The organism is Haloferax marisrubri (assembly GCF_001469875.2).
Taxonomy (GTDB): Archaea; Halobacteriota; Halobacteria; order Halobacteriales; family Haloferacaceae; genus Haloferax; species Haloferax marisrubri.
Window position 1 is genome coordinate 216,231 of the sequence record NZ_LOPW02000022.1, and the last position, 26,077, is coordinate 242,307.

A 26,077-nucleotide genomic window follows, 5' to 3' on the forward strand; every position below is an offset into this window, starting at 1 on the left:
CGCGCACCCCGTCGGCCGGGGCATCGTAGCGTTTTATCCGCCGGCCCGCCCACGTGCGGACATGACTACTCAGGGAATCGTCGGACAGTTCCTCTCCTTGAAAGAGGAGACCGACGCCGACCTGCTCGCCATGCAGTGCGGCGACTTCTACGAGTTCTTCGCCGACGACGCCGAGACGGTCGGCCGCGAACTCGACCTCAAGGTCTCCCAGAAGTCCTCGCACGGGTCGTCGTATCCGATGGCGGGCGTGCCGCTGAACGACCTGACGCCCTATCTCAAGGCGCTCGTCGAGCGCGGCTACCGGGTCGCCGTCGCCGACCAGTACGAGACCGAGTCCGGCGACCTCCGCCGCGAAATCAAGCGCGTCGTCACGCCGGGGACGCTCCTCGAAACCTCCCGCGCCGACGCGCAGTTCCTCGCGGCCGTCGTGACCGACGGCGACGGCGTCGGCCTCGCGTTCGCCGACATCACGACCGGCCAGTTCCTCGTCACCGAGGCCGCGACCGTCGACGACGCCGCGGCCGAACTCTACCGCTTCGCCCCCGTCGAAGTCCTCCCCGGCCCGAACCTGCGGAGCGACGACGAGACGCTCTCGCGCCTGCGCGAGGCCACCGACGCCTCCTTCTCGCTTTTCTCAACCGAGGCGTTCGCGCCGGGTCGCGCCCGTCACGCCGTCCGCGAGCAGTTCGGCGCGTCAACCGTCGATAGCGTCGGCCTCGACTCCGACCTCGCGACCCGCGCCGCCGGCGGCGTCCTCGCCTACGTCGAGGAGACGGGCGCGGGCGTCCTCCGGTCGATGACGCGCCTGCAGGTCTACCACCCCTCGGACCTGCTCGAACTCGACGCGACCACCCAGCGCAACCTCGAACTCATCGAGACGATGCACGGCGACCGCTCGGGGTCGCTGTTCGACACGATAGACCACACCGTCACCTCGCCCGGCGGCCGCCTCCTCCGCGAGTGGCTGACTCGACCGCGGCGCGACCGCGACGAACTCGCCCGCCGCCTCGACGCGGTGCAGTCGCTCGCGTCGGCCGCCCTCGCCCGCGAGCGCGTCCGCGAAGTGCTCGACGGGGCGTACGACCTCGAACGACTCGCCTCCCGGTCGGCGTCCGGGAGCGCCGGCGCGTCCGACCTGCTGTCGGTCCGGGACACGCTCTCGGTGCTCCCCGCGCTCGCCGACGCCATCGAGGGGACCGAACTCGCGGACTCCCCGCTCGCGGAAGTCGTCTCGCGGCCCGACCGGGACGCCGCGGCCGACCTCCGAGCAGACCTCGCCGACGCGCTCGCCGAGGACCCGCCGAAGACGGTCACGCAGGGCGGCCTGTTCCAGACGGGCTACGACGACGAACTCGACGACCTCATCGAGCGCCACGAGTCGGCGAAGTCGTGGCTCGACACGCTCGCCGACCGCGAGAAGCGGGACCACGGCCTCTCGCACGTCACCGTCGACCGCAACAAGACCGACGGCTACTACATCCAAGTCGGCAAGTCGGTCGCGGACCAAGTGCCCGGCCACTACCGGCAGATAAAGACGCTCAAGAACTCCAAGCGCTTCGTCACCGAGGAGTTAGAGGAGAAAGAACGCGAGATTCTCCGGCTCGAAGAGGCCCGCGGCGACCTCGAATACGAACTGTTCGAGGACCTCCGCGAACGGGTGGCCCAGCACGCCGAACTCCTGCAGGACGTGGGTCGGACCATCGCCGAGGTGGACGCGCTGGCGTCGCTGGCGACCCACGCCGCCGGAAACGGGTGGACGCGCCCCGAACTCACCGAGGCCGGAGCGCTCGACATCGAGGCCGGTCGCCACCCGGTCGTGGAGACGACGACCGACTTCGTCCCGAACGACCTCCGCATGGACGACGAGCGCGGCTTCCTCATCGTCACCGGGCCGAACATGTCCGGGAAATCGACGTACATGCGACAGGCGGCGCTCATCACGCTCCTCGCGCAGGTGGGGAGTTTCGTCCCCGCTCGCTCGGCGACCGTCGGCGTCGTCGACGGCATCTACACCCGCGTCGGCGCGCTGGACGAACTCGCGCAGGGTCGCTCGACGTTCATGGTCGAGATGCAGGAACTCTCGAACATCCTCCACTCGGCCACCGAGGACTCGCTCGTCATCCTCGACGAAGTGGGCCGCGGGACCGCAACCTACGACGGCATCTCCATCGCGTGGGCGGCCACCGAGTACCTCCACAACGAGGTGCGCGCGAAGACGCTGTTCGCCACGCACTACCACGAACTGACGAGCCTCGCGGACCACCTCGACCGCGTCGCCAACGTCCACGTCGCCGCCGACGAGCGCGACGGCGACGTGACGTTCCTCAGAACCGTCGTCGACGGTCCGACCGACCGGAGCTACGGGATTCACGTCGCCGATTTGGCGGGGGTTCCGCGCCCGGTGGTCGACCGCGCCGCCGACGTGCTCGACCGGCTCCGCGAGGAGAAGGCAATCGAGGCCAAAGGCTCCGGCACCTCGGAGCCCGTGCAGGCCGTCTTCGACGTGGGAAGCGGACAGATGAAAGTCGCCGAGCGCGGCGGCACCGCCGGTGATTCGGCGGGCACCGGCGCGCCCGCGAACGGTGCGACTGGCAACGGGTCGGTGGACGCGGCCGCGGCCGTCGAGTCGAAGGCCGAGGCGGGCGACGCCGAGACCGAGTCCGAGTCCGAGCCCGCGCTGGATTCGGAGACAGAAGCCGTCCTCGACGAACTCCGGGCGACCGACGTGAACGACACGTCGCCGCTGGACCTGATGGCGAAGGTGCAGGCGTGGCAGTCGAAACTGGACGGCGGTGACGACGAATGAGCGACATCAAACAGCTCGACGAGAAGACCATCCAGCGCATCGCCGCCGGCGAGGTGGTCGAGCGACCGGCCTCGGTCGTCAAGGAGCTGTTCGAAAACAGCCTCGACGCGGACGCGACGCGCATCTCCGTGGCCGTCGACGCCGGCGGCGTGGAGGGCGTCCGCATCCGCGACGACGGCGTCGGCATGAGCGAGGAAGACCTCGAACTCGCCGTCCGCGAGCACACGACGAGCAAAATCGGCGACATCGAAGACCTCGAAGCCGGCGTCGGCACCCTCGGCTTCCGCGGCGAGGCGCTCCACACCATCGGCGCGGTGTCGCGGCTGACCATCCGGTCGAAGCCCCGCGGCGGCGACGTGGGCACCGAGTTGCAGTACGAGGGCGGCGAGGTCGAGTCGATTCGACCCGCAGGCTGTCCCGAGGGGACCGTCGTCGAGGTCGACGACCTGTTCTACAACACGCCCGCCCGCCGGAAGTTCCTCAAGACGACGGCGACCGAGTTCGACCACGTCAACGCGGTCGTCACGCACTACGCCCTCGCCAACCCCGACGTGGCCGTCTCGCTCGAACACGACGACCGCGAGGTGTTCGCCACGGAGGGCCGCGGCGACCTCCAGTCGACCGTGCTCTCGGTGTACGGCCGCGAGGTCGCGGAGTCGATGGTCCCGGTCGACCACGACGCCCCCGGCGTCTCCGTCTCGGGTCTCGTGAGCCACCCCGAGACGACCCGGAGCACCCGCGACTACCTCTCGACGTTCGTCAACGACCGCTACGTCACGGACCGCGTGCTCCGCGAGGCCGTCCTCGACGCCTACGGCGGCCAACTCGACGCCGACCGCTACCCCTTCGCGGTGCTGTTCGTCGAAGTCGCGCCCGACGCCGTGGACGTGAACGTCCACCCGCGGAAGATGGAGGTCCGCTGGGACGACGAAACCGGCGTCAAGCGCGAGGTGACCGACGCGGTCGAAGACGCCCTCTTGAGCGACGGCCTCGTCCGGTCGTCGGCCCCGCGAGGCCGGTCGAAAGCCGACGAGGCGGCCATCGAACCCGAGTCACCAGACGGTGACGACGCGACGCAACTGGACCCCCACGAAATCCGGGAAACGAAGCCGGACGGCGAATCTGGTGACACCAACTCCCCGTCCGTACGGGACGTGCAGTCGGCGCGGGAGGCCCGCGAATCAGATGCTCAGGCGAACCCGGACGCCGCCACCGCCGACGACGACGCCGACCCGGACACCACGCCTGCAACTGAACGCGAGACGGGCCTCGACACCGAGAATCCGACTGGTGACGACGACTCGCCCGGTTCGACCACCGAGACGCCCGTGGACTCGTCCGGCCCGACCGAGACGCCGGCATCGACACCGCCGACGCCGCCCCGCGAGTACGACCTCGCGCCGGGGCCGGAGACGACAGAGCAGTCGTCGCTGGCGACCGACGACGGGGGAGAACCGGAGTCTGCCCGGGCCGAGGCGTCGTCGGCCGAGTCGGGTGACGACAACGGGCCCCGAAGTCGGCCCTCGCGCATCGCCGCGCCGACGACCCAGCGCGACCTCTCGGGCGAGGAGGCTGACCTCTCGCCCGAGTTCGACTCGCTCCCGTCGATGCGAATCATCGGCCAACTCGCGGACACCTACATCGTCGCCGAGACCGACGAGGGGCTGGTCCTCGTCGACCAGCACGCCGCCGACGAGCGCGTGAACTACGAGCGCCTGAAGGGCGAAGTCGAAGGCGACACGCCGACGCAGGCGCTGGCCGAACCGGTCGAACTCGAACTCACCGCGCGGGAAGCGGCGCTGTTCGAGGAGTACCGCGAGGCGCTGGCGCAGGTGGGCTTCCACGCCGGGCGGACCGGCGAGCGGACCGTCTCGGTGCGGACCGTGCCGGCGGTGTTCGACGCCGCGCTCGACCCCGGACTGCTCCGCGACGCGCTGACGGCGTTCGTCCGCGAGGAGGCCGACGGCGGCCGGAAGACCGTCGACGCCGTCGCCGACGAACTGCTGTCGGACCTCGCGTGTTACCCCTCGATTACGGGCAACACGTCGCTCCGAGAGGGGTCCGTGCTCGACCTGCTCGCGGCGCTCGACGACTGTGAGAACCCCTACGCCTGCCCCCACGGCCGCCCGGTCATCGTCGAGTTCGACCGCGACGAAATCGCCTCGCGCTTCGAGCGCGACTACCCCGGCCACGGCGGGCGGCGACGCGAGGAGTAGCCGGCGCGGGTCGGTTGGCTCGGTCGCCCCGCCCGCAAGCCAGTCGCCGATTCTCTGAAGCGATAGCCGCGGCGAGGATTCAAGTCGGGGCACCGAGACGGTGGAGGCGATGAACCCGCTGGTCTTTCTGGGCATCTGCTTCGGGCCGCTGGCGCTCGTCGTCTCGTATCTCTTCACCGCGGCGACGGGGCCGAGCGTGCCGCCGTGGGCCGACGCGGCCGGGCAGGCGATTCGGCTCTACGGGACGGCGGCCGCCGTGGTCGTCGGCCCGCTGGCGCTCCACGCCGACCGACTGGACCTCGCCCGCGAGAGCGACTGGGTTCCCTCGCCCGTGTACTACCTCGTGGCGATTCCGTTCTTGAGCATCCCAATCGCGTTCATCTACCTCGTCCGGCGGTTGACGGCCGCGTGAGCAGGCGCGGGGCGACCGAATCGACCGCAGGCGTGTCATTCGACGGCAACGCCGGACGTTTATATCGCGCCCGCGAACGGCCGTCCATGACAGCACTCGTGACCTTCGGCGAGACGATGCTTCGGCTGTCGCCGCCGCGTGGCGAGCGACTCGAGACCGCCCGCGAACTCGAAGTGCAGGCGGGCGGCGCGGAGTCGAACGTCGCCGTCGCCGCCACTCGACTCGGGCGAGACGCCGCGTGGTTCTCGAAGCTCCCGGACTCGCCGCTCGGCCGGCGAATCGTCGGCGAACTCCGGAGCCACGGCGTCGACACCGACGGCGTCGTCTGGGCCGACGACGCGGACGCCCGACAGGGCGTCTACTACCTCGAACACGGGGCGTCGCCGCGCCCGACGAACGTCGTCTACGACCGCGCCGACGCGGCCGTGACGACGCTGGAGACGAGCGAGACCGACCTCGACGCCGTCCGGGACGCCGAGGTGTGTTTCACGAGCGGCATCACGCCCGCGCTCTCCGAGACGCTCCGCGAGACCACGGCCGACGTGCTCGAAGCGGCGCAGGACGCCGGGACGACGACCGCGTTCGACCTGAACTACCGGACGAAGCTCTGGTCGCCCGACGAGGCGGCCGAAGTCTACCGCGACCTGCTCGACTCCATCGACCTGTTGTTCGCCGCCGAGCGCGACGCGGCGACCGTCCTCGGGCGCGACGGCGACGCCGAGTCGGTCGCTCGCGGCCTCGCCGAAGACTACGACATCGAGACGGTCGTCGTCACCCGCGGTGAGGAAGGGTCGCTCGCGGTGTCCGACGGGGCGGTGTCCGAACAGGGCGTCTACGAGGCGGAGACGTACGACGCCATCGGCACCGGCGACGCCTTCGTCGGCGGCTATCTCGCCAAGCACCTCGACGGCGGGAGCGTGGCCGAGTCGCTGCAGTGGGCGTCGGCGACGGCGTCGTTCAAGCGGACCGTCGAGGGCGACATCGCCGTCGTCAACCCCGGGGACATCGAGCGCGTCGTCGCCGACGAGGGCGACGGCATCTCGCGGTAGCGCGCCGACTCGTCAGCGAAATCGGACGACTGACCGACGATAACGATTTTCCGTCGCAGTCGAAGAGTCAGATTCAAACCCGCCACGAAGATAACCGCTTTCGGTAATGGCAACACTCTCGTTCGAACCGCTGACGTACGACGATATCCCGGACCCCGAGCGTCCGTCGCTCTCGCAGGCGCTCGTGCCCGTCGTCGGGATGCTCGTCTTTCTGAGCGTCGGCGTCATCTGGCTCGGTCTCGACCCGCAGTTGCCGCTCCTGTGGGGAATCATCCTCACCGGGGCGGTGGGTCGCTACTGGCTGGGCCTGCCGTGGACCCGGCTCTCGGCGGGAATCCGCGACGGCATCAACATGGGGCTGTCGGCGCTCCTCATCCTGCTCGTCGTCTACATGCTCATCTCGACGTGGACCGCCGCGGGGACGATTCCCGCGCTCATCTACTACGGCCTCGACTTCCTGTCGCCGGCGGTGTTCCTCCCCGTGGCGACCCTGCTTTCGGCCGTGGTCACCTTCGCAATCGGCTCGTCGTGGACGACCGCCGCGACGCTGGGCGTCGCCTTCATCGGCATCGGCTCGGGGTTGGGTATGCCCGACGCGATGACCGCCGGCGCGGTCCTGACGGGCGCGTACACCGGCGACAAGGTGTCGCCCTTCTCCGATACGACGAACCTCGCGGCCGCCGTCACGAACACCGAACTCCTGACCCACGTCCGGACGATGCGCGTCGGGACGACCATCGCGCTGGCAATCTCGCTCGTGGCCTACGCCGCCCTCGGCCTCACGGCGAGCGGGAGCATCCCAGCCGGGCGCGTCGCCGAGATGCAGGCGGCCATCGCCGGGTCGTACGCCGTGACCCCGCTGGTGTTCGCGCCGCTCGTCGTGACGTTCGTCCTCGCGCTCCGAGGCTATCCCGCCCTGCCGTCTATCGTCGCGGGCGTGGTCGCCGGGACGCTCACCCAACTGTTCGTCCAAGGCCCCGTCGCGGTCGACACCTTCGTCGGCGCGTGGAACGTCGCCTTCGCGGGCACCGCGCCCTCGACGGGCGTCGAGACGGTCGACTCCCTTCTCGCCTCCGACGGTCTGCTCGGGTCTGCGTGGACGATGACCGTCATCCTCGCGTCGCTGTCGCTCGGCGGGATTCTCGAACGGACCGGCTGTATCGCCGTCCTCGCACACCACCTCCGTCGGGTGCTCACCTCGGTCGCCTCGCTGACGGTCGGGACGGCCGCCTCGTCGCTGGCGATGAACGCCATCGCGGCCGACCAGTACATGAGCATCGTCGTCCCCGGCATGAGTTTCCGCGGCCTCTACGACGACTTCGACCTCGAAAGCCGGAACCTCTCGCGGGCCATCGAGTCCGCGGGGACGACCACGAGCGCGCTCATCCCGTGGGGGACCGGAGGCGCGTACATGGCCGACGTGCTCGGCGTTCCGACGCTCCAGTACGCGCCCTACTACTTCCTCGGCTTCCTCTCGCCGCTCATCCTCGTGGCGATGGGACTGTCGGGCTGGCGGGTCACGAAACAGGGCTCCGACACCGACGCTGGTCTCCGCAGCGCGGTCGCGTCCTTCGGCGACGACGACTGAGCGAGCGTCGGGACGCGCCGGCGACGGTCTGTTCGTCGCCGACCCGCGGACGACGGCCCGCCGCCGACGACCCTCATGCGGTCGCCGGGCGACCGGCAGGCGTATTTCCGTTCGTCCAGTAGCCGCGAACATGGAGGTCACGACGGCCGGCCGATTCCGGGTCTACCGCAGTCCGCGCGACGGAGACGAACTCCTCTTGCTCGAACTCCCCGACGAGCGCGTCGACTGGACCGACCCGGCCGTCGAGACCGACGCCGACGACGTCTACTCGCCGACCTACGTCCCGGAGACGGGCTACGACTCCGACCTCGCAGAGCGCGTCTCGGCGCTCGAACCCGGCAACGAAATCGAGGCCACGCTGACGTGGGACGACGGCGACCCGCGCTTTGCGGACGTGTCGGTCCGCGACCGGACCCGCTTTCGATTCGTCGGGGCCGCGACGGGCCTGTTCGAGGCCGCCCGCGAGACCTGGCGGGCGACCGGCGACGGCGAGGCCATCGGCTCGTGCGTCACCTACGGCACCGACGGCGACCCGAACGCCGTGCTCTACGTCTTTGCGAAACAGCCGGGCGCGCGCGACCTGTTCGACGAGTTCGGCGACGGCGTCATCCCGCTGGACCCGCTTTTGGACCGCCTCGACGACGAGACTGACGCGCCGGACGCGCCCCGCGAGGTGTTCGTCCTGCGCCCCCTCGACGAGGAGTTCGTCCTCGTCGCCATCGCGCTCGACCGCGAGGGACTGTTCGCGCGGACGATGCGCGACACCTACTGCTGACGCGTCTCAGCGGGCCGTTCGCGCCGGCGGTGGCGGCGGCTCCGCCGCAACTCACTGGTCGCTGTCGCCGTCGCTCGACGGACGAGAACCGCACTCGGAACACCGGTAGACGGTTCGCCAGCCGCCGCCGGTGACGTACCGCCGCCGAAACGAGTGTCTCGCGCCGCACTCGCCGCAGACCGTCGGCGGCCCGTCGGGGTCGGCCGGGTCGTGCATACGTCGTGTCGTGGCGGCGGCGACCTAAATGTCACCGCCGACACTCGTCGCCGGCGGGAGAGCGTCCGGTCGAGTGCGGAGGACTCGGCAGAAAAGCGGGAGGATGAAGCGCGTCAGTTCTCTTGGGTCCAGCGCTGGTAGACCGCGGAGCCGCCGAGAGCGGCGAAGACGAGCGAGGCGAGGCCGGGCGCGCCGACGCCCGAGATGACGGGGACGCCGACGACGACGGCTATCATGAGGACGATGCCGAGCGCGGCGAGGGCGGCGTAGTACTCGCTCCACGAGAGTTCGCCCTCGGGGACGACTTCCATGTAGACCGTCACGTCGCCCGCCTCGGCCAGCGAGACGACCTTCGACTCCTCGTCGTAGTTCACGATGTCCAGTTCGGCGAGTTTGGGGATGTGGGTCTGTTGCAGCGAGACGTAGGCGCTCTGTCGGATGTTCCGCGGCGGCGGCGACTCCCCGGTCTCCGCTTCCGCGATACGCTCCGAGAGCTCGCGGAGGGTCAGGTCGCCGTCTTGGAGGAACTCGATGGCCATCCGACGGCGGTCGTTACTCAGTACCTCGTGGATTCGCGTCTCGGAGAGTCCGGGTTCGGATGTTGTCGCCATACGAGGATTCGATCGATTTGTGACTGGTCGCTTCTCCTATATCAACAGTTCGCCTCGGGTATCGCTGTCAAAAACCACGCCGGGCGGCAGAAACCGCTCGGTACCGGCGCTCTCGAAGGCGAATCGCCCGTCAGTTACGACTGATACGCGGCCAGAAGATACTTCTGTGACACGTTCGGCGCTGCGGGGGAAGTCACCGGGTGACCGGGGTGAGACCGGGGCGTGATACGAATGTTTAATAGGAAAACCGGCCGGAGTTAATATATGACCGTCGTCAGCGTCTCCATGCCGGAGGAGCTTCTGGAACGCATCGACTCGTTCGCCGGCGAACACGGCTACACCGGGCGGAGCGAGGTCGTCAGAGAGGCCGCCCGGAACCTCCTCGGCGAGTTCGAGGACAAGAAGCTCGAAGACCGCGAGCTGATGGCCGTCGTCACCGTCATCTTCGACTACGAGACGACCGCCGTCGAAGAGCGGATGATGGGCCTGCGCCACGAGTACGAGGGCCTCGTGAAGTCGAACTTCCACAACCACGTCGGCAACCACTACTGCATGGAACTGTTCGTCCTCGAAGGCCAGCTTTCGGACATCTCGACGTTCGTCGGGAAGATTCGCGCGACCCGCGACACGCTGAGCGTCGACTACTCGGTGATGCCGGTCGACGAGTTCACGGGCATCGTCGAGGAGTGACGTTTCGGGAGAAACGCCGCCACCGACGCCGCCGACGAGAAGACTCAACAGGCCGCGGCGACGACATCGGGCGATGAGCGACGCCGTCCCCATCGTCATCTACACGCGCACGGAGTGCCATCTCTGCGACGAGGCCGAAGCGACCGTCCGCGAGGTCGCAGACGAGACGGACGTCCCGGTCGATATCGACCTCGTGAACGTCGATACCGACGACGAACTCCGCGAGCAGTACGGGGAGCGCGTGCCCTACGTCTACGTCGACGACCGACCGGCGTTCAAGTTCCGGGTCGACGCCGACCGACTCAGAGAGAAACTGACCGCGGCGCGGGAGTGAGCGCCGTCACTCGGGGTCGTCGGTCTCGGCGCGGACGACGCGGACGACACGGACGACGCCGGCGTCGCGCGCTTCGAGGGCGGGCGTACGCCTATCACCTCGGCGCGCCTTTTGATACGCATGGAAGCTGACAGACGACTCCTCCGACAGGCGCGGGAGCGACTCGACGGGTGGACCTACACGGCCCGCGACCGGGCCTACCGCGAGCTGTTCGCCGGCGACGACGCCGCCGTCACGGCCGAGGAGCGGCAGCTTCTCGACGAGGTGGATGCAGAACTCGCGGGCGACGGCGACGATGGCCTCTGGGGGACGGACGAGTACGCCGTCGTCATGGGGCACCCGAAGAACCACCCGATTTCGGTCGTCTGCACCCGCCACTCGGAGATTCCGGCGTCGTGGTCGCGGGGCGGCGAGAGCCTGACCGAACCCGAGCGCGAACAGTTCAACGACCTCCTGTGGGACTACTGCGAGCGCGTCCGCCGGTACGTCCAAGACGAGGTCAACGAGTTCGTCGGGGTCGCGGGCGTCCCCGAGGAGTAGTCCGCGGCCGATGCGCGTCATCCACCCGGCGGACCATCGGCCCTGTTACCGATGCGGCGAGCGCGCCGACGTGGTCGTCGCCCGCGGTCACGACCTGCGGTACTGTTGCTGGGACTGTTCGTACTCGCTTCTCGAACACGGCGGCGTCATCGTCGCGGGCGAACTGGGGACGTCCCACCCGCGGTCTCGGTGAGCCCCGGCGGTAGCGCCCCCAAGCGTCCAGATATCGCCGCCCCGGCCCACGTTCGACCCGATTCCGATGGCGTGAGAACGAGTCCCGTATTCAAGCCCGCGGAGACCCTAACGGTCGATTATGAGTGATGTAGATACGCTGGACGCCATCCGTGAGTTCGAACACGACGGAACCACGTACAAGATGGCCGACCTGACCGTACTGGAAGAACAGGGCCTCTGCGAACTCGACCGACTACCGGTGAGCATCCGCATCCTCCTGGAGTCCGTGCTGCGAAACGTCGACGGCGACATCGTCACCGAAGACGACGTGCGAAACGCCGCCTCGTGGGAGCCGGACGTGCCGAACGTCGAAGTCCCGTTCACGCCGTCTCGCGTCGTGTTGCAGGACCTCACGGGCGTGCCCGCCGTCGTCGACCTCGCGGCGCTCCGGTCGGCCGCCGACCGCGCCGGCAAGGACCCGAAAATCGTCGAACCCGAAGTCCCCTGTGACCTCGTTATCGACCACAGCGTGCAGGTCGACTTCTTCGGCTCGCCCGACGCTTACGAGAAGAACGTCGAGTTGGAGTACGAGCGCAACGCCGAGCGCTATAAGGCGCTCAAGTGGGCGCAGAACGCCTTCGACAACTTCAGCGTCGTCCCGCCGGGCACGGGAATCGTCCACCAGGTGAACCTCGAACACCTCGGGCGCGTCGTCCACGACCGCGAGTGGCGCGGCGACCGCTGGCTCCTCCCCGACACACTCGTCGGCACCGACAGCCACACGCCGATGATAGGCGGCATCGGCGTCGTCGGCTGGGGCGTCGGCGGCATCGAGGCCGAGGCGGCGATGCTCGGCCAGCCCATCACGATGAAGCTCCCCGAGGTCGTCGGCGTCAGACTCGACGGCGAACTGCCGGAGGGCGCGACCGCGACCGACCTCGTGTTGCACGTCACCGAACAGCTCCGCGAGGTCGGCGTCGTCGACCGGTTCGTCGAGTTCTTCGGCCCCGGCGTGGGGAACCTGTCCGTCCCCGACCGGGCGACCATCTCCAACATGGCCCCCGAACAGGGGTCGACCATCAGCGTCTTCCCGGTCGACGAGGCAACGCTTGACTACCTCGAACTCACGGGCCGCGAACCCGAACACATCGAACTCGTCCGCGAGTACCTCGAATCGCAGGGCCTCTTCGGCGAGCAACACCCCGAGTACACGGAGACTGTCGACGTCGACCTCTCCGCCGTCGAGCCGAGCCTCGCCGGGCCGAAGCGCCCGCAGGACCGCGTCGCCATGGGTGACATGAAGACGCACTTCCGAAACCTGCTCTACGGTGAGTTCGAAGACGAGGTCGCCGACGTGGACGAAGAGGCCATCGTCCGCTGGCTCGGCGAGGGAGGGGGCGACCCCGACGGCGAACTCGCGGGTGACGGCGGGGCGCTGACGGAGACGCCCGAGGCGGCTCCGGAGGAACCCGACCTCGGCGAGTTGACGAAGCGCGTCGAGGTCGACCTCGGCGGCGAGACGGTCGAAATCGGCCACGGGAGCGTCGTCGTCAGCGCCATCACCTCCTGTACGAACACCTCGAACCCCTCGGTCATGGTCGCCGCGGGCCTCCTCGCGCGCAACGCGCTGGAGAAGGGCCTCGACGTGCCCGAGTACGTCAAGACGAGCCTCGCGCCGGGGAGCCGCGTCGTCACGGAGTACCTGAAGAAGGCCGACCTGCTCCCGCACCTCGAAGCGCTCGGCTACGACGTGGTCGGCTACGGCTGTACCACCTGTATCGGCAACGCCGGGCCGCTCCCGGAACCCATCGAGAACGCCATCGACGAACACGGCCTGTGGACGACGAGCGTCCTCAGCGGCAACCGCAACTTCGAGGCGCGCATCCACCCGAAGATTCGCGCGAACTACCTCGCCAGCCCGCCGCTCGTCGTCGCTTACGGCCTCGCCGGGCGGATGGACATCGACCTCGAAACCGACCCGCTCGGCACCGACGACGACGGCAACGCCGTCTACCTCGCCGACATCTGGCCGGACGCCGACGAGATACGGGAGACCATCCACGACAGCGTCGACCCGTCGATGTTCCGCGAGAAGTACGCCGAGGTGTTCGAGGGCGACGAGCGCTGGGAGGCGCTCGAAGCGCCGACCGGCGACGTGTACGACTGGGACGACGACTCGACCTACATCCGCGAGCCGCCGTTCTTCACGGACTTCCCGCTCGAAGCGCCCGGCGTCTCCGACATCGAGGACGCCCGCTGTCTCCTGACGCTCGGCGACACGGTGACGACCGACCACATCAGCCCCGCCGGGCCGTTCGGGTCGAAACTGCCGGCCGGCCAGTGGCTCATGGACCACGGCGTCGACCCCGTGGACTTCAACACCTACGGCTCCCGCCGCGGCAACCACGAGGTGATGATGCGCGGGACGTTCGCCAACGTCCGCATCGAGAACCAGATGCTCGACGACGTGGAGGGCGGCTACACGATTCACCACCCGACGGGCGAGGAGACGACCGTCTTCGAGGCCAGCCAGCGCTACCGCGAGGAGGAGACCCCGCTCGTCGTCCTCTCGGGCGTCGAGTTCGGGACCGGTTCGAGCCGCGACTGGGCGGCCAAGGGCACGGACCTCCTCGGCGTCCGCGCGACCATCGCCGAGAGCTACGAGCGCATCTACCGCGACAACCTGGTCGGCATGGGCGTCCTCCCGCTCCAGTTCGAAGACGGCGATTCGTGGGAGTCGCTCGGCCTCGACGGCTCCGAGCAGTTCGACATCCGCGGCCTCGACGACGGCCTCGAAGTCAACGACGAACTGACCGTCGTCGCCACGGCGGACGACGGGACCGAAACCGAGTTCGACGTGACCGCGCAGGTCGGCACGCCCGCCGCGGTGACGTACGTCGAAAACGGCGGCATCCTCCACTACGTCCTGCGCCGTCTGCTGACCGAGAACTGAATCAGGGGCAGAGAGACAGCGTCGGGAAACCGACTCGGGGAACCTCGCTGAGTCGGGACGACCCGACCATTTTCGACTCACGCGTCGGACTCGCTGAGAGTCACGAACCGCCGAAGACGCGTAGATTCATCAATCGTGGCGTGCTATAGCACACCATGGCAACCGTGACACCCGCGGTCCGCCCGACGTGGACGGACCTCATGCGTCGCGGAGCGGCGACCGCGGCGGTCGCAACCGTCGCGAACGCGCTCCTGTTGACGCTCGTCCTCGAAACGGGGCTCGTCGAACCGTTCGCGCCGCTTTCGTACCCGCCGGTCGTGTTTCTCTCGGCCGCCGGAGCGGTGGCGGCGACGTTCGTCTACGGCCTGCTCGCGGGCCGCGTCGCGGACGCGGACCGGACGTTCTTCAGGGTCGCCGTCGCGGTGCTCGTGGCGTCGTTCATCCCCGACATCGGTCTCCTGTACGTCGACCCCGGTGCGACGGTTCCAGGCGTCCTCGTGTTGATGGTGATGCACGTCGTCGTCGCGGCCGTCTGCGTGGCGTCGCTCACCGAACTCGGCTGGGGCGTCCCGAAAGGGAACCGCCCGGACGCGTCCGAGGAGTGAACGCCCGACGCCGGTGGGCGACGGTGGACGACGGATGACGCCGTCCGAACCGCTATCGACGCCGCGGAAGTCCACCCGCCGGCCACCGTGCAACTACTGTTTAGGAGGGCCTAAAAACCGAAGACACTATGTTGTTTTAGGTTGGCCTAAACAGTATGGCCAGAGCGGATTCGAACGGAACCACGGCGACGACATCCTCGCAGGGAGACTGAGATGGACGCCGAGCGCACCGCGGGCGTCCGGGCCGCGCTGGACCGCGTCGAGCGCGAGCGCGAACAGGTGGTGGCGAAGCGTCGGGCGGTCCAGCGGTTCGAGCGGCGCGTTCGAAAGCTCGCCGCACAGTCGGAGCGCCCGCCGGCAGGGACGGCCCGAGCGACCGCGTGCGGGGCCGCGTCAGTTCCGGCGGCGACCCGGCGAGACGACGCCGCGGGGGCGGAACGGCGGCGGGTCCGCGAGCTGTTCGCGGAGACGATACGGCCGCACAGCGTCTCCGACGTGAACGAGTCCGAGCCGCTCGCGGTGACGATTCGCGAGGAGTTCGGCCCGGAAGTCGCGACGGCGCTCTCCCCGGAGGCCGGGAGCCGCTTCACACCGGCGGTCAAGGAGGCGGTCGTCTCGGCGGCGACGAGCCGACAGCGGGGACTCGACGGGATGCGCCGGGCGCTCGACGCCGAAGAGCGGTCGCTCCGGGCGGCGCTCGCCTCGCTGGACGAGTGCGAAGACTGGCTGCTACGGGCGGACGAGACGCCGCTTTCGGGACTCGGGTTCGACGCCCTCCGACAGCGCCACGAGACGCTCGCCGACCACCGCGAGGCGTGCGACCGGGTGGTCCGCGAGCGACAGCGGCATCTCAACGGGGCGACCCACCACACCGCGGCGGTCGAAGTCGACCACCGATTCCTCGCGACGTATCTCTACGAGGACCGCGCGACCGACTATCCGGTCTTGACGGCCGCGACCCGCATGGACGGCCTCTGCGCGGACTGTCAGCGGGCCGTTCGCGACCATCTCGTCCGCCGGGTATGATCGGCGCGCCGCAGTACCTCCTCACGCTGTACATCGCCGAGCGGGAGGACGACGAGGAGACGCCGATTTCGCCGGGCTACGTCGCCGACGCGCTCGACCGCTCGCCGCCCGCGGCGACGGAGCGCCTCCAGAACCTCGACGCGAGGGGCCTCGTGAGCTACGAACCCTACGAGGGTGCGACGCTCACCGACGAGGGCCGCGACACCGCCGGAGAGCTCTACGACACCTACCGAATCCTCTCGCGGTTCTGCCGGGACGTGCTCGCCCTCGACGACCACGAGGAGGAGGCGATGCAACTGGTCGGAAACGTCAGCCCGACGGTCGCCGAGCGACTCGCGGCGACCCTGCTCCGCGGAAGCGACGACCGCGACGAAGCGACCGAGATAGACGAGGCGGCCGAATCGGCGTCACAACCCTCTCCCGACAACCCCGCGAGCTGAACAGGTCGCGGTAAATCCGCTCGAATACTGTCGTGTGTCAACAAACACCACACAAATACCGCCACAGAACCGCACCCTTTTTGTTTTAGGTTTCCCTAAACTCTCGCAATGGCCGCTGGTACGCAGTCGAATACTGAATCCGCGTCGGAGCCCGACCGACCCGACTCCCCCGAGATATCCGTCTGCAAGGGCGGGCCGGGGAAGTCGGTATTCATGGAATCGGGCAACAACGACGGCTGGATTTCGAGCGACGTGACCGTCGACGTGACGCGATAGCGTTCCGTTCGACCCGGGGTGCGCTCGAACCGCGGGCGCGGCGAGTGCAGTAGCTACGCGTCACGGGGCGTCACCGCGAGAAAAGGCGTCGAACGTCGGAACGGAAACGGTGTCCTCCGACGCGCCGGCGGCGGTACTTACTGGACGAGCGTGTCGTCTTCGAGGTAGTGGTCGATGACGTGCGCGTGCTCCTCGATTTCGATGAGTTGCTCGCGGAGCATGTGGGCGGTCGCGTGGTCGCCGAGACCCGCGGCGAGTTCGATGTGCTCGCGGTAGCTCTCGATGATGTCGCCGTACATCTCGAGGTCGTTCGACAGCGACGTGCGGATGTCGTAGACGTCCTCGTCTTCGGGTTCGACGGTCGCGGCCTCGCTCAGCGCGGGCATGCTGGCGTGGGGGACGCCGCCGATGGACTGGAGGCGCTCTGCGATTTCGTCCGCGGCCTCCTCGACTTCCTCGTAGGCCTCTTGGAGGAACTCGTGGATGCGGAGGTGTTCGGCACCTTCGACGTTCCAGTGGTGCTTGTGGAGCTGGTGGTAGAGGACGTAGGCGTCCGCGAGGTCGGTGTTCAGCGCTTCGATTATCTGTTCGGCCTTCTCGGTGTCGAGACGGACCGGGTTGTCGCCGACGCTGCCTGCTTCCTTGAGGACTGACTTTTGTGTGCTCATCGCGACTGGTAGTTGGGACTGCGAGCACTTAATACTTATCCGAGAACGAACAATTTTTCGTATAGCCTAAAACATCGTTTGTCGAAATGGGCTGATTGCTTCTAAAACGATGAATGATGCGTGTGAGAAGGACACACGGCGTAACGGGCCGAGGCCATTCGCCGGCGAGCAACGGTCGCGATATATCACATCCGTTATGATATTTCCGAATGGTCGGCGCGCGTCTCGTGAGGGGGCGAGACGAACGTTCCACCCGTTGGCTCGGTCGCCGACAGACAGGCGGTGCTAGAACGGCTCGACAACGAGATTCGCACGGAGTCGCCGAGCTACTCCCGTCGGCTCTACAGACCGCGGGACGGCGGCGGGGACCATCAAGAAACGTGTTCGAATCCAATCTGTCGGGGCGGACGGTCGCGTCTCGGATACCCGAATCAGAGCCGGTATCGTACAGAATCGGCCGATACGCTGTAGGCTCGGGTCCGTATGAAGAACGTATGGGCCCTATGGGGTTCGAACCCATGACCACCCGGTTATGAGGCGAGTCGTCTTCAGCAGCACATGGTGACAACCGAGACGTGCTCTTGGCTACCTGAGAGGGTCATTTCCCGGCAAGTGTTGTAAAGATTGCTGCGCACGGCATCGTGCCGAGTGGTGCTCAGCCCCTCTATGTCGATGACAATGATAACAGAAGTCTGATGATTCGAACCCAATATAATTTACTTCGGGACGCACCCCGTCGTGGGATTATCTAAGAGAGGGCACTCGCAGGGCGGCGGTCTACCTGTCCCCAGCAGAGATAGACTACCGCTCTCGGATTCTCACATATAGTGGTAGTAATGGATATCTAGGCGGGTGTTCTGAGCTTCGGCCTCAGCAAGTATGTTCCCCACAGCATCCGAGATCCCAATCGTGACTGGAAGCTTCGTGCAGAAGTCAGAAGTATTCCAATCCAACTTCGTGAACGCCAACATTTCACGGCACACCTTCTGCGGAGCAGAATCGCTTACCTCTGGGTCTGGCTTAACTACGATTGGCTCCGGGATATTCGAAGCCGGATACGTCGACAGTGCGGGGATGTATCCCTTCGTATATAGGTAATGCACCTCGTTGTCAGGGGCAGAGAGCATAGTGCCTCGCAGCGGCGGGTAGATCCCGGAACTCAAGGCCCGAACTGAGTGTCGTTCTCGCACCGTGACGAAGTCCATCAACTCGATGTTCCCCGCACCTTTGATGAAACCCTCACGCTCGTCTTCCCAGAATTCCGACCGCTTGTGAAGAACCAACCGTCGTGGTTCTGTCTTCTTGTGGCTACGGTAATGCCTGAGAATTTTTTTGACTAGCTGTTCGGCGTCTTCCTCTGCGAGATGATTGTTTCCTGGGCCGTGTTTTTCTCCTTCGACGGGATCGCCTCGAAGGATGAAGTTCTCACCAGTCTCAAGGAATACTTGAGCCATCGCAGTCCGAGTTCGTGATTTGTCCCCACCTCGTTCCTTGTAGAAGGAAATTCCAGCAAAGCACGTCCCATCCTCCAACTCGGTTAGCTTCCAAGGATGGCCTCGTTGCGCCTTGTAGAGTGTCCCGACCGCGATGTTCCATGCTATCTCGGATTTGTCTTGGACATCCTCACCGCGGAGGGTCTTCGGTTGTATCAGCTGCGTCGGCAACCCGACTTCCATCCCTAGTAGCTTGATCCGGTTGTGGAAGTCACTGGTTTCTGACTGCATCCGGGCATGGTCTTGGTGGGATGGAGTGCAGGCGTCCCACATCGCTTCAGGAATCGCGATGAACACGACGTCAGGCGGCGTCTCCGTGGCGTACAGGACTTCGAGGTTGATCTTGATTATCTCGACGGCCTCTTCCAATCGGTCTTCCCGGCTGCGGATCTGTTTCAAGTCCCGTATCTCGCCTCGAGTAATCGTCTGCCGCCACCGCTTCTGCGTGTTGAACGTGAAGTTCAGCGGTGACCGTTCACCGAGGCCAGGGAACGGAGGTTTCCACCGCTTCGACTGGTCTTCGTCCGCGGTGATCGCCAGCTCCATGTCGCTAAACAGTTTCTCAAGGCCGCCGAGAGACCGACCGGACCCGATGTACCCGATGTTGATAACCTGGTGCTCGGATTTGCCGGACGGTGTTCTCGGCCCGTATTTCATCAGCCCAACTCGGGGATCGGTAGCTTCCTCGCTGTCGGCGAACATCAAGCCGGGTTCGTCGAGAACCTCAGCGGTGAAACCGGTCATTGGAACTCCCCCAGCCACTTGTTCTGCATACTGCCGTCCCGTTCGTCGGTGTCTTGGGGTGGTCTTTTGTTGACTTCGAGCATCACGGGTTCTGTCCCGATGTCCAGATCGTCCTGTTTGGGGTCGCTGTAGTCCAGGATTTTCCACCAGTGGTTGATCCGGCTCCGTGTTTTCCGGTTGTTCCCGTGTCGGCTAGGGCTGAACCTGTCGTGTAACGGTTTGGCTTGTTCCCCGGTGATCCGGTTTTCTTTCCCGTTGGTGGTGAACAGGATAGCTGGTTTCAGGGTGAGGAAGTACTGTCCCGAGTATTCGAGGATGCCGATACGGAGTGAGTGGTGGCGGAAGAAGGGTGATTCGGCCTCATCGTAGTGTTTTGTGACCTGTCGCCCCTCTTCTTTCCGGACCTCCGCTTCGGGGTCTTCGTGTGGGAAGTAGAGGTGGTAGTCGCTACGATAGTTTATCGCGATGCAGCCACGGTCTTCTCCCTTGGAGAGGACAACGGCCCGGATCAGCCGTTTCCCAATATCGGCGTTCCCTTGGTCGGCTTCTACCCACGACCGGAACCCGGTCTCCTCGACCGTGTCCGGGTCAATGAACTGTTTGACCGCTCTCGGCATTTCCTCCGGCGGCAACAGGCTATACACCTTGTTCGACCTGAACCACGTCGGTACCGTGAATGGGCTTAGCTTGAATGCGACCTCTTGTGTCGCGCCCTCCACCTGGTCTCCGATATACAGCGTTTCAGGGTACTCTGTTATCTCGACGAGGTTGGTGGTCAGCTCTGACCTGTCGGTGATGGGTTCGGCTTCGCGCTGGAAGAAGTCGGGTTTGAACCGGTCGTCTTTCTCGAACTCCTCAATCTTCATCAAGAGCGAGTCGTAGTCGGCCTGGTAGACGTGGGTGTCACTCAGGAACTCCTCGAAATCGTCCATCGGATAGCTCTTAATCTTCCTTCGATGGTCGTCCGAGAGCTTGTCGTTCTCGCAGACCCGGTCGTAGAACTCCTGGATTGCCTCGTCGGTCTGCTTGGTGACGTCGAAGATCTTCCGCCACTCTTTGAAGTTCTCGAGATTCCGCCCGAAGATGGCCACGTCGAACCGTTTCTCAGGGGACCGGTCCATGTAGTGGAGAAAGTACTTCCCCATCTCCTCGAGGAATTTCTTCCCGTGACGGCGCTGGTCTGTCCACTTGAGCTCGACCCAGACCTCCCGGTCACCCCTGATCTCTGGGAGTTCGTATTTCTGGTCGACAAGCCCGCCATGGGTGGGCGATGTTTCCGTGATGTAGTACCCCATCGCCTCCATGTACTCCTGGACCTTGTCACCGTAGATCTCCGAATTTTTCGCGAGGGCTTCGCGTTCTCCTAGGAGGTTGGTGAGTGCCACTATATTGAACCTCACAATACAGTTCCTAAATCATTTCGTCGAAATGAACAGTCAATACCCGGACAGGGAACAGAATGCCCAGATGTAGTTCTGGAGTTGTACGATTCAGATTCACCTTTTTCAACACAATAATTAGATGGGCCGTTGATACTTTAGGTAGCATGACCTCTACACTGAGCGTAGGGGAGGTAACTGCCCTTCTCTTGGACGAGAGATTCTACTCAAACCCTCTACGCCCGAAAACCTTCTACAAACTGCTCTACTTTGCTGACAAGGAGCTTTCTGACGTTGAGTTGGATACAGATATCCAACATTTCTGGTACAAGTTCGGAACAATGGTGAAGACTGGAGGCTCTCCAGTCACAATAGACTGGAGTGAGGCCCCCCGAGAAGTCCGTTGCAGCCTTTCAGCTGCCCAGGTCACTCTTCCCCAAGAAGAAGAAACAAAGGCTCGTCTCGCACTCTCCCGGGCACTCAACAGGCTGTATGAACAAAACACGGAGGGACTGACCGATGAGATGTACGAGGACGCGCCTTACGACGTCCAGCGCCACTACCGGAGACTCGACAAACAACTCAGTGACGCTATCGACGACAAACCTGATTATCCTGAAGTAGACTCCAGCCAGGAAGCAGTCGTCGATACAGTCTTCGATATTATCGACACCTTCCCAGTCGACGACTACCCTTGGATTGAGCGGGACCTCGATCTCTGGTACTCGGTTCTAAGCGCTGAGCTCGACGCGGAAGAGTACAGGCCTCAAAAGGCCTTGAAAGTCTCTGACCTGTTCTGGACCATCTTTTGCATCGACTTAGCCCAACGCGAAAACACGGGCCTGGCTCCGGAAGAAATTGCTGAGGAACTCGACACTCAAGATCTCGAAGGCCGACAAGACGATATCCGGAAAGAACTCCAGCTTATCGAACGAGAACGATCCCGTCTACGCACGGACTTGGAAGAAAACGATGTAGTATCGGAGGCTGCTGATGGAGTTGCAATCGCCCTTCTCGGACTCTCAACCGCTCCTTAACTACTATTCCCTATGACTCGGTACTTCGTAGACACCAACTGCTTGCTCGGACTCACTTTCCTTAACGACCGGTGGTACCCCGACGCCAAACGTCTGTTCGACACCGACAACACAATCTATACCGGAAAGAACGCAGTCTACGAATACTGTTCAAGTACCGAACACAACAGTCGACGGAGCGCTGACATCCGACTCGAACGGGACGAAGGGCTATACGGGGAGAAACGCGCAAAGCTCCGATTGAAGCTGCGGCAGTTCGGGAAGAAGCTACAGACCTACCGTGACGATGAGCTCAATATTGAGACGGTGGTGGACGAGTACGTCGACCGCTTCGATATGAAAGAGTCCGAGGAGAAGGAAGTCCGGCCACGGCTCCAGAAGTACTTTGAATGGCACTTCGAGAGAGAAGGAGAGATTTCCCGGCGGACTGCTCGTGGGGCCGCTAGAAAGCTGAAAGATGTCTTGATGGAGAGGTCCATCAAACATAAAGATCTGATTGAGGCTCGCGTATATCTGGAGCCGATGCGTGACCGGGAGTACCCGGATGTCGAGAGGCGACTGAAGGAGTGGCCAGTACGAATGAGGAACAATGCCGATATCGCGCTGTTGTGCGATGCAATATTCCTGAAAGAAGAAGTTGGTGTCAGTCACTTCGTAACCGGCGACTTCACGGATATCTACTCGAACCAAGATTGGATTCACGAGAACCTCGGATTCAGCGTGCTGTACTTGCTGGAGACTTTCGCAGGAGAAGAATCTCCGACCGCTTCACTGGATTTGTACGATCAAACAGAGTAGCCGGCAAACTGCGTACGGGCTATGTGTGGAATATTTTTGTACAATATGAATCCCCTAAATTGAAACAACTAACCCAATAGACGTTAATTGTGGTTGTTTATCGACATACGAGTAATATGATAGCTTGAATGATCCCAAGTGAGGATATACCTAAAAGAATTGTGAGCACAACAGTGGCGGTACGGCGTGCAAGGGGAACAGTACTTGAGTACTGATGTGAGTCTCGTATGAGGAGTGCACTGGCTGGTATAGCGGAGAGAGCAGCACCGATGTACGGGGGAGCCGATGGGGAATATGCGACGAGTGACAAGGATGCGACGGCAAGCCAACCGAGTGCGAGGATTACGTAAAGTCGGTGAAGGTACTTGATTGACCAAGTGACACGAGCCTGGGCGGCAGTTACGGCTGCATTTTTTTGTTCGATATGAGTGGCGTCTGTTGAGGGAGGATTTTGATGAGTGTCTGTTGGTGAGCAGAGCCATTGGAGTTCTTTCAATAAGCTTTGCGACCCACAGGCTCCGTCTTGGAGACTGGTACGGATTGTTGCGTGTATGAGCTCCTGTTCATTATCTGCTAGTTCATATTCGTCAAGACCCGCGCGGGAGGTGTCGTATATTTTCTTGTACGTTGATCGGAAGTTGGAGATGCTTTGGTTGATATTTTTGTCTGTGTCTTTTAATTGTGCAGCCGAGATTGGGAAATAAGCAAGTAAGCCGACCGAGATAATGAAGAGAGAGAATGGTAGGGTCTGGCTGATGTTTGCCCACCGGATGATCAGAAATGTGTTGGTGATGACGGCTGCGACAAGCCCATAAATGATTGTTTTGACCTGGTTTGTAACTGACTGAGTGAGGTCTGTTAGGTCCTCTCGAAGTGCATCAACCAATTCGTACAGTTTGTCGGCTGTCTTGGTTGCTTCAGCTAATGTGTCTTGCAGTGCACCTTCTTCAAGTATATCGAAATAGGTCTCAATTTGAGTGCGATTGTTTGGAACTTCATCATACGAGTTACAACTCCGAGAAATGGCTTGCAACCAGTACTTTTGTAGGTTCTTTGTCGGAACGTTATGGAATCCACAGATCAATTGATATGTCGCTGATAATTGGTCTGGCTGTGGTGTATACTCAGTATAATCGATAACCGATGTGAGTGGTGGATCCTGGTTTGAAATCTTGTACGTCCATTTTTGGGGATTGTGTTGCGTGGGTGGTTCATCTGACAGCGCCCTGAATGCCGTGTGTAAAAAGGTGGTGGAGAATAGGTCACGAACTAGTTGGCTATTAAATAATAACGGGTGCTGTGACTGATTGAACCCATCGTCTGCCCAGTTATGTACGTAATTTGCCATTTCAATTATTGGATTGTTCGGTCGGGTATACTCGTCACAAACCGTGTTTACATCTGATAAAGGAGCAAGGGCAATCCAAGACGACTCGGTGAAGTCAATATCTTCGTTACCGATGAACAGCAAGTGTGGCTGTTCCGAGTCGACGTACTGATCTTCGATGTGCTCCGGGTTCGTAGATTCCAACCAATCAGTCAAGAGCTCTCTGGAGGTCCACACGTGGGGTTCAGCAGCAAGATCGTGAATAGTCTCAACAGACTCGTGGAGATGTCGCTTTGCTAACACACATTCGATATCGATGGATTCGCCGGTATGCACTGCGTTGGTGAAGTCATCAATAAGTGATGATACTCTGTCTTGGTCCTCCGAACCGCCGGAGAAAGGCTGGTATTGTACTGAATCGCCCGGAAGTCCATCTGACGAACGGATATCAATACCAGCAGTCCCGAGTTCAAGCTCGATATTCGATCGAGTTGCTGTGACGGTACCGCCGGGAGCGAACCAAGATGGGTACACGGCACAGGTTGTGGCCAAATCTCTAAGAAATTCCTCCACTTCGGGAGTCAATTCGGATTCGGTCTCAATTCGTATGACCGCATTTGTCTCTGAATCCAGATATGATGGAGCTTCTTCGAGAAGTCTGACCGCAGTAGAATCCATTATTGATTGTTCTCGTCCGCAAGGCCTGGAACATCATCGGGTGAGTCGTACTCGTCAAGATCTGGGAACAGGTCAATATCCTCGTCATCGGTTTCAAGCGCGTCGCTTTCGTTCACATGGATGATTTTAGGACGACCTTTGGTTATGATGACATGGTGTCGACCACCGCTGTCACGGACTAAGTGGATCCCATCTCTATCTGTGATTTCTTCGATCGTGAATCCGATAACAGATTTTTCTCCGCCCGGAGTGACTGTAACTTCTAAATCAGACAAGTCAGTGTATACGTCTGGAAGTTCGTCTACAGATTGAAGCTCAGATACGTCATCTCGAGCTTGTTTCACCTCGTCTAACCGGCCTGCATCATCCGCACTCTCATCATTGCTGTCGCCTTTCCAGAGAATTTCATTTGCCTTCAATTCTGTTTCTAACTGGGCGAATGTACTCCAATAGTTCGCATGGCTCCGTTGGTAGACTGCCGCACGGTCCTCGTTAAGATAGATCTCTTCCTCAATATCTTCGTCATCCGGTTCCCGGAGCGCCCGTGCTGGATATACCAGGCCTTTCTCCATTCGCTGCCGGACCACCTGTTCCGCTGGATCTAAGATATCATCTGCGCTCGGCCGATACGCATCCGAAAGGTGGATTTCCTGAATTACGGCGATTCGAGTTTCATCAAGACCCTGTGATTCGAAGCGAAAAAAGAACAGTACTGCGTCCAACGCGAAATTGGTCTCAGAATATCGCGTCGCCAATGCTTCGGCAGCGTCAGCAAATGAATCGCTGGTATATACCTGTTTCAACGGGTGTTTATTGTTTTCTTGTGCATCGTCATCAGAGCCCTCACCGTTTTCAGTCACCGATTCAAGGCTGTGAATGCGGGCTCGTGAATTCTCGGCCGTATGAAACTTCTTAGTCCTTAATCTTGACAGTGTTCCCGCTAGCCGTGACAAGATCTCGCTTTGTTCTATATCGCTCTCGGCATCAGAGACATCGACATCCTTCAATTTCGACTTATCAAGATGCACAATTTCGTCAACTGATTGATTGTCTTCCGACCCGGTGAGACAATTATATTCGGCAAATTCAGTGACTGTGACCATTCAATAATTGAAATCTCATCTTGTCACTAAAATGTATCCCCCATTCAATTGTCAAATGAGATAAAATGAGAACCATGCAACTTCGGTGCGAGACATGCAGCAGTACATTTACCACAGACTCTGGAAATGATATGAATAG

The 26,077-nt window shown here is 63.0% G+C and carries 24 protein-coding genes; 17 read left to right on the forward strand and 7 right to left on the reverse strand.

Annotation, left to right across the window (positions count from 1 at the left end):
* Positions 1-61 precede the first annotated feature (61 nt).
* From mutS to AUR65_RS18660, 6 genes are all read left to right on the forward strand, one after another.
* Positions 62-2,806: a DNA mismatch repair protein MutS gene (mutS, locus tag AUR65_RS18635; RefSeq protein ID WP_058568602.1), complete on the forward strand. Its 2,745-nt coding sequence runs from the start codon at positions 62-64 to the stop codon at positions 2,804-2,806.
* Complete coding sequence (mutL, locus tag AUR65_RS18640) at positions 2,803-5,022, forward strand: DNA mismatch repair endonuclease MutL (RefSeq protein ID WP_058568603.1); 2,220 nt, start codon at positions 2,803-2,805, stop codon at positions 5,020-5,022. Before mutS ends, mutL begins: the two co-directional genes overlap by 4 nt.
* 109 nt (positions 5,023-5,131) lie before the next feature.
* A complete protein-coding gene (locus AUR65_RS18645) occupies positions 5,132-5,434 on the forward strand; it encodes a hypothetical protein (protein ID WP_004973272.1) in 303 nt (100 codons plus the stop codon).
* 86 nt (positions 5,435-5,520) lie between these two features.
* The gene (gene kdgK1 / locus AUR65_RS18650) at positions 5,521-6,483 is read left to right on the forward strand and encodes a bifunctional 2-dehydro-3-deoxygluconokinase/2-dehydro-3-deoxygalactonokinase (protein WP_058568604.1); all 963 of its coding nucleotides are present in this window, start codon (positions 5,521-5,523) and stop codon (positions 6,481-6,483) included.
* Between the two features lie 106 nt (positions 6,484-6,589).
* The gene (gene arcD, locus AUR65_RS18655; RefSeq protein WP_058568605.1) at positions 6,590-8,071 is read left to right on the forward strand and encodes an arginine/ornithine antiporter ArcD; all 1,482 of its coding nucleotides are present in this window, start codon (positions 6,590-6,592) and stop codon (positions 8,069-8,071) included.
* 130 nt (positions 8,072-8,201) lie between these two features.
* Entirely contained in the window at positions 8,202-8,846 is a 645-nt protein-coding gene (locus AUR65_RS18660; RefSeq protein ID WP_058568606.1) for a DUF6663 family protein, read from the forward strand.
* Positions 8,847-8,897: 51 nt separating this feature from the next.
* Here AUR65_RS18660 and AUR65_RS20120 read toward each other — a convergent pair whose 3' ends face one another.
* Both AUR65_RS20120 and AUR65_RS18665 read right to left on the reverse strand, forming a co-directional pair.
* On the reverse strand, positions 8,898-9,062 hold the full coding sequence (locus AUR65_RS20120) for a hypothetical protein (protein WP_199180650.1): 165 nt from the start codon (positions 9,060-9,062) through the stop codon (positions 8,898-8,900).
* Positions 9,063-9,175: 113 nt separating this feature from the next.
* Positions 9,176-9,673, reverse strand: coding sequence for a DUF7344 domain-containing protein (locus AUR65_RS18665; RefSeq protein WP_058568607.1), 498 nt, complete (start codon positions 9,671-9,673; stop codon positions 9,176-9,178).
* 264 nt (positions 9,674-9,937) lie between these two features.
* On the opposite strand from AUR65_RS18665, the gene AUR65_RS18670 reads away from it, so the two are divergent.
* The 9 genes from AUR65_RS18670 to AUR65_RS20125 all read left to right on the forward strand — a co-directional run bounded on the left by AUR65_RS18670 (position 9,938) and on the right by AUR65_RS20125 (position 16,711).
* Complete coding sequence (locus AUR65_RS18670) at positions 9,938-10,363, forward strand: CopG family ribbon-helix-helix protein (RefSeq protein WP_058568608.1); 426 nt, start codon at positions 9,938-9,940, stop codon at positions 10,361-10,363.
* Between the two features lie 73 nt (positions 10,364-10,436).
* On the forward strand, positions 10,437-10,697 hold the full coding sequence (locus AUR65_RS18675) for a glutaredoxin family protein (protein WP_058568609.1): 261 nt from the start codon (positions 10,437-10,439) through the stop codon (positions 10,695-10,697).
* Between the two features lie 120 nt (positions 10,698-10,817).
* Complete coding sequence (locus AUR65_RS18680; RefSeq protein WP_058568610.1) at positions 10,818-11,237, forward strand: DUF7539 family protein; 420 nt, start codon at positions 10,818-10,820, stop codon at positions 11,235-11,237.
* Positions 11,238-11,247: 10 nt separating this feature from the next.
* Positions 11,248-11,430, forward strand: coding sequence for a hypothetical protein (locus tag AUR65_RS18685; RefSeq protein WP_058568611.1), 183 nt, complete (start codon positions 11,248-11,250; stop codon positions 11,428-11,430).
* A 120-nt stretch (positions 11,431-11,550) separates the two neighbouring features.
* Positions 11,551-14,364 (forward strand): aconitate hydratase, encoded by a 2,814-nt coding sequence (locus AUR65_RS18690; RefSeq protein WP_058568612.1) that lies wholly within the window; start codon positions 11,551-11,553, stop codon positions 14,362-14,364.
* Positions 14,365-14,519: 155 nt separating this feature from the next.
* Positions 14,520-14,969: a DUF6069 family protein gene (locus AUR65_RS18695; protein WP_058568613.1), complete on the forward strand. Its 450-nt coding sequence runs from the start codon at positions 14,520-14,522 to the stop codon at positions 14,967-14,969.
* A 213-nt stretch (positions 14,970-15,182) separates the two neighbouring features.
* On the forward strand, positions 15,183-15,995 hold the full coding sequence (locus tag AUR65_RS18700) for a DUF7260 family protein (RefSeq protein WP_058568614.1): 813 nt from the start codon (positions 15,183-15,185) through the stop codon (positions 15,993-15,995).
* Positions 15,992-16,435: a metal-dependent transcriptional regulator gene (locus AUR65_RS18705; RefSeq protein WP_058568615.1), complete on the forward strand. Its 444-nt coding sequence runs from the start codon at positions 15,992-15,994 to the stop codon at positions 16,433-16,435. Before AUR65_RS18700 ends, AUR65_RS18705 begins: the two co-directional genes overlap by 4 nt.
* Positions 16,436-16,543: 108 nt before the next feature.
* The gene (locus AUR65_RS20125; protein ID WP_199180651.1) at positions 16,544-16,711 is read left to right on the forward strand and encodes a hypothetical protein; all 168 of its coding nucleotides are present in this window, start codon (positions 16,544-16,546) and stop codon (positions 16,709-16,711) included.
* Positions 16,712-16,848: 137 nt separating this feature from the next.
* On the opposite strand, the gene dpsA is transcribed toward AUR65_RS20125, so the two are convergent.
* The 3 genes from dpsA to AUR65_RS18720 all read right to left on the reverse strand — a co-directional run bounded on the left by dpsA (position 16,849) and on the right by AUR65_RS18720 (position 21,001).
* On the reverse strand, positions 16,849-17,379 hold the full coding sequence (dpsA, locus tag AUR65_RS18710; RefSeq protein ID WP_004065235.1) for a DNA starvation/stationary phase protection protein DpsA: 531 nt from the start codon (positions 17,377-17,379) through the stop codon (positions 16,849-16,851).
* Between the two features lie 818 nt (positions 17,380-18,197).
* Positions 18,198-19,616, reverse strand: coding sequence for an argonaute/piwi family protein (locus tag AUR65_RS18715; protein ID WP_058568616.1), 1,419 nt, complete (start codon positions 19,614-19,616; stop codon positions 18,198-18,200).
* Complete coding sequence (locus AUR65_RS18720; protein ID WP_058568617.1) at positions 19,613-21,001, reverse strand: hypothetical protein; 1,389 nt, start codon at positions 20,999-21,001, stop codon at positions 19,613-19,615. The genes AUR65_RS18715 and AUR65_RS18720 overlap by 4 nt, the downstream gene beginning before the upstream one ends.
* 161 nt (positions 21,002-21,162) lie before the next feature.
* Here AUR65_RS18720 and AUR65_RS18725 point away from each other — a divergent pair, with 161 nt between their 5' ends.
* Together AUR65_RS18725 and AUR65_RS18730 are read left to right on the forward strand one after the other, a co-directional pair.
* Complete coding sequence (locus AUR65_RS18725) at positions 21,163-22,032, forward strand: hypothetical protein (protein WP_058568618.1); 870 nt, start codon at positions 21,163-21,165, stop codon at positions 22,030-22,032.
* Between the two features lie 12 nt (positions 22,033-22,044).
* Positions 22,045-22,830 carry a hypothetical protein gene (locus tag AUR65_RS18730; protein WP_058568619.1) on the forward strand — a complete coding sequence of 262 codons (786 nt, stop codon included), beginning with the start codon at positions 22,045-22,047 and terminating at the stop codon, positions 22,828-22,830.
* 97 nt (positions 22,831-22,927) lie between these two features.
* Here AUR65_RS18730 and AUR65_RS19625 read toward each other — a convergent pair whose 3' ends face one another.
* Positions 22,928-24,835: a hypothetical protein gene (locus AUR65_RS19625; protein ID WP_146047447.1), complete on the reverse strand. Its 1,908-nt coding sequence runs from the start codon at positions 24,833-24,835 to the stop codon at positions 22,928-22,930.
* On the reverse strand, positions 24,835-25,938 hold the full coding sequence (locus AUR65_RS19630; RefSeq protein WP_146047448.1) for a hypothetical protein: 1,104 nt from the start codon (positions 25,936-25,938) through the stop codon (positions 24,835-24,837). The genes AUR65_RS19625 and AUR65_RS19630 overlap by 1 nt, the downstream gene beginning before the upstream one ends.
* Positions 25,939-26,077 lie beyond the last annotated feature (139 nt).

Coding starts and splice junctions, on each gene's coding strand:
- kdgK1 (WP_058568604.1), top strand. CDS start 5,521: ATGACAGCACTCGTGACCTTCGGCGAGACGATGCTTCGGCTGTCGCCG.
- AUR65_RS18705 (WP_058568615.1), top strand. CDS start 15,992: ATGATCGGCGCGCCGCAGTACCTCCTCACGCTGTACATCGCCGAGCGG.
- AUR65_RS18700 (WP_058568614.1), top strand. CDS start 15,183: ATGGACGCCGAGCGCACCGCGGGCGTCCGGGCCGCGCTGGACCGCGTC.
- AUR65_RS19625 (WP_146047447.1), bottom strand. CDS start 24,835: ATGGATTCTACTGCGGTCAGACTTCTCGAAGAAGCTCCATCATATCTG.
- AUR65_RS18660 (WP_058568606.1), top strand. CDS start 8,202: ATGGAGGTCACGACGGCCGGCCGATTCCGGGTCTACCGCAGTCCGCGC.
- AUR65_RS18690 (WP_058568612.1), top strand. CDS start 11,551: ATGAGTGATGTAGATACGCTGGACGCCATCCGTGAGTTCGAACACGAC.
- arcD (WP_058568605.1), top strand. CDS start 6,590: ATGGCAACACTCTCGTTCGAACCGCTGACGTACGACGATATCCCGGAC.
- AUR65_RS18645 (WP_004973272.1), top strand. CDS start 5,132: ATGAACCCGCTGGTCTTTCTGGGCATCTGCTTCGGGCCGCTGGCGCTC.
- AUR65_RS18670 (WP_058568608.1), top strand. CDS start 9,938: ATGACCGTCGTCAGCGTCTCCATGCCGGAGGAGCTTCTGGAACGCATC.
- AUR65_RS18715 (WP_058568616.1), bottom strand. CDS start 19,616: ATGACCGGTTTCACCGCTGAGGTTCTCGACGAACCCGGCTTGATGTTC.
- AUR65_RS18725 (WP_058568618.1), top strand. CDS start 21,163: ATGACCTCTACACTGAGCGTAGGGGAGGTAACTGCCCTTCTCTTGGAC.
- AUR65_RS18675 (WP_058568609.1), top strand. CDS start 10,437: ATGAGCGACGCCGTCCCCATCGTCATCTACACGCGCACGGAGTGCCAT.
- AUR65_RS19630 (WP_146047448.1), bottom strand. CDS start 25,938: ATGGTCACAGTCACTGAATTTGCCGAATATAATTGTCTCACCGGGTCG.
- AUR65_RS18730 (WP_058568619.1), top strand. CDS start 22,045: ATGACTCGGTACTTCGTAGACACCAACTGCTTGCTCGGACTCACTTTC.
- AUR65_RS18680 (WP_058568610.1), top strand. CDS start 10,818: ATGGAAGCTGACAGACGACTCCTCCGACAGGCGCGGGAGCGACTCGAC.
- AUR65_RS20120 (WP_199180650.1), bottom strand. CDS start 9,062: ATGCACGACCCGGCCGACCCCGACGGGCCGCCGACGGTCTGCGGCGAG.
- AUR65_RS18695 (WP_058568613.1), top strand. CDS start 14,520: ATGGCAACCGTGACACCCGCGGTCCGCCCGACGTGGACGGACCTCATG.
- dpsA (WP_004065235.1), bottom strand. CDS start 17,379: ATGAGCACACAAAAGTCAGTCCTCAAGGAAGCAGGCAGCGTCGGCGAC.
- mutL (WP_058568603.1), top strand. CDS start 2,803: ATGAGCGACATCAAACAGCTCGACGAGAAGACCATCCAGCGCATCGCC.
- mutS (WP_058568602.1), top strand. CDS start 62: ATGACTACTCAGGGAATCGTCGGACAGTTCCTCTCCTTGAAAGAGGAG.
- AUR65_RS20125 (WP_199180651.1), top strand. CDS start 16,544: ATGGCCGCTGGTACGCAGTCGAATACTGAATCCGCGTCGGAGCCCGAC.
- AUR65_RS18665 (WP_058568607.1), bottom strand. CDS start 9,673: ATGGCGACAACATCCGAACCCGGACTCTCCGAGACGCGAATCCACGAG.
- AUR65_RS18685 (WP_058568611.1), top strand. CDS start 11,248: ATGCGCGTCATCCACCCGGCGGACCATCGGCCCTGTTACCGATGCGGC.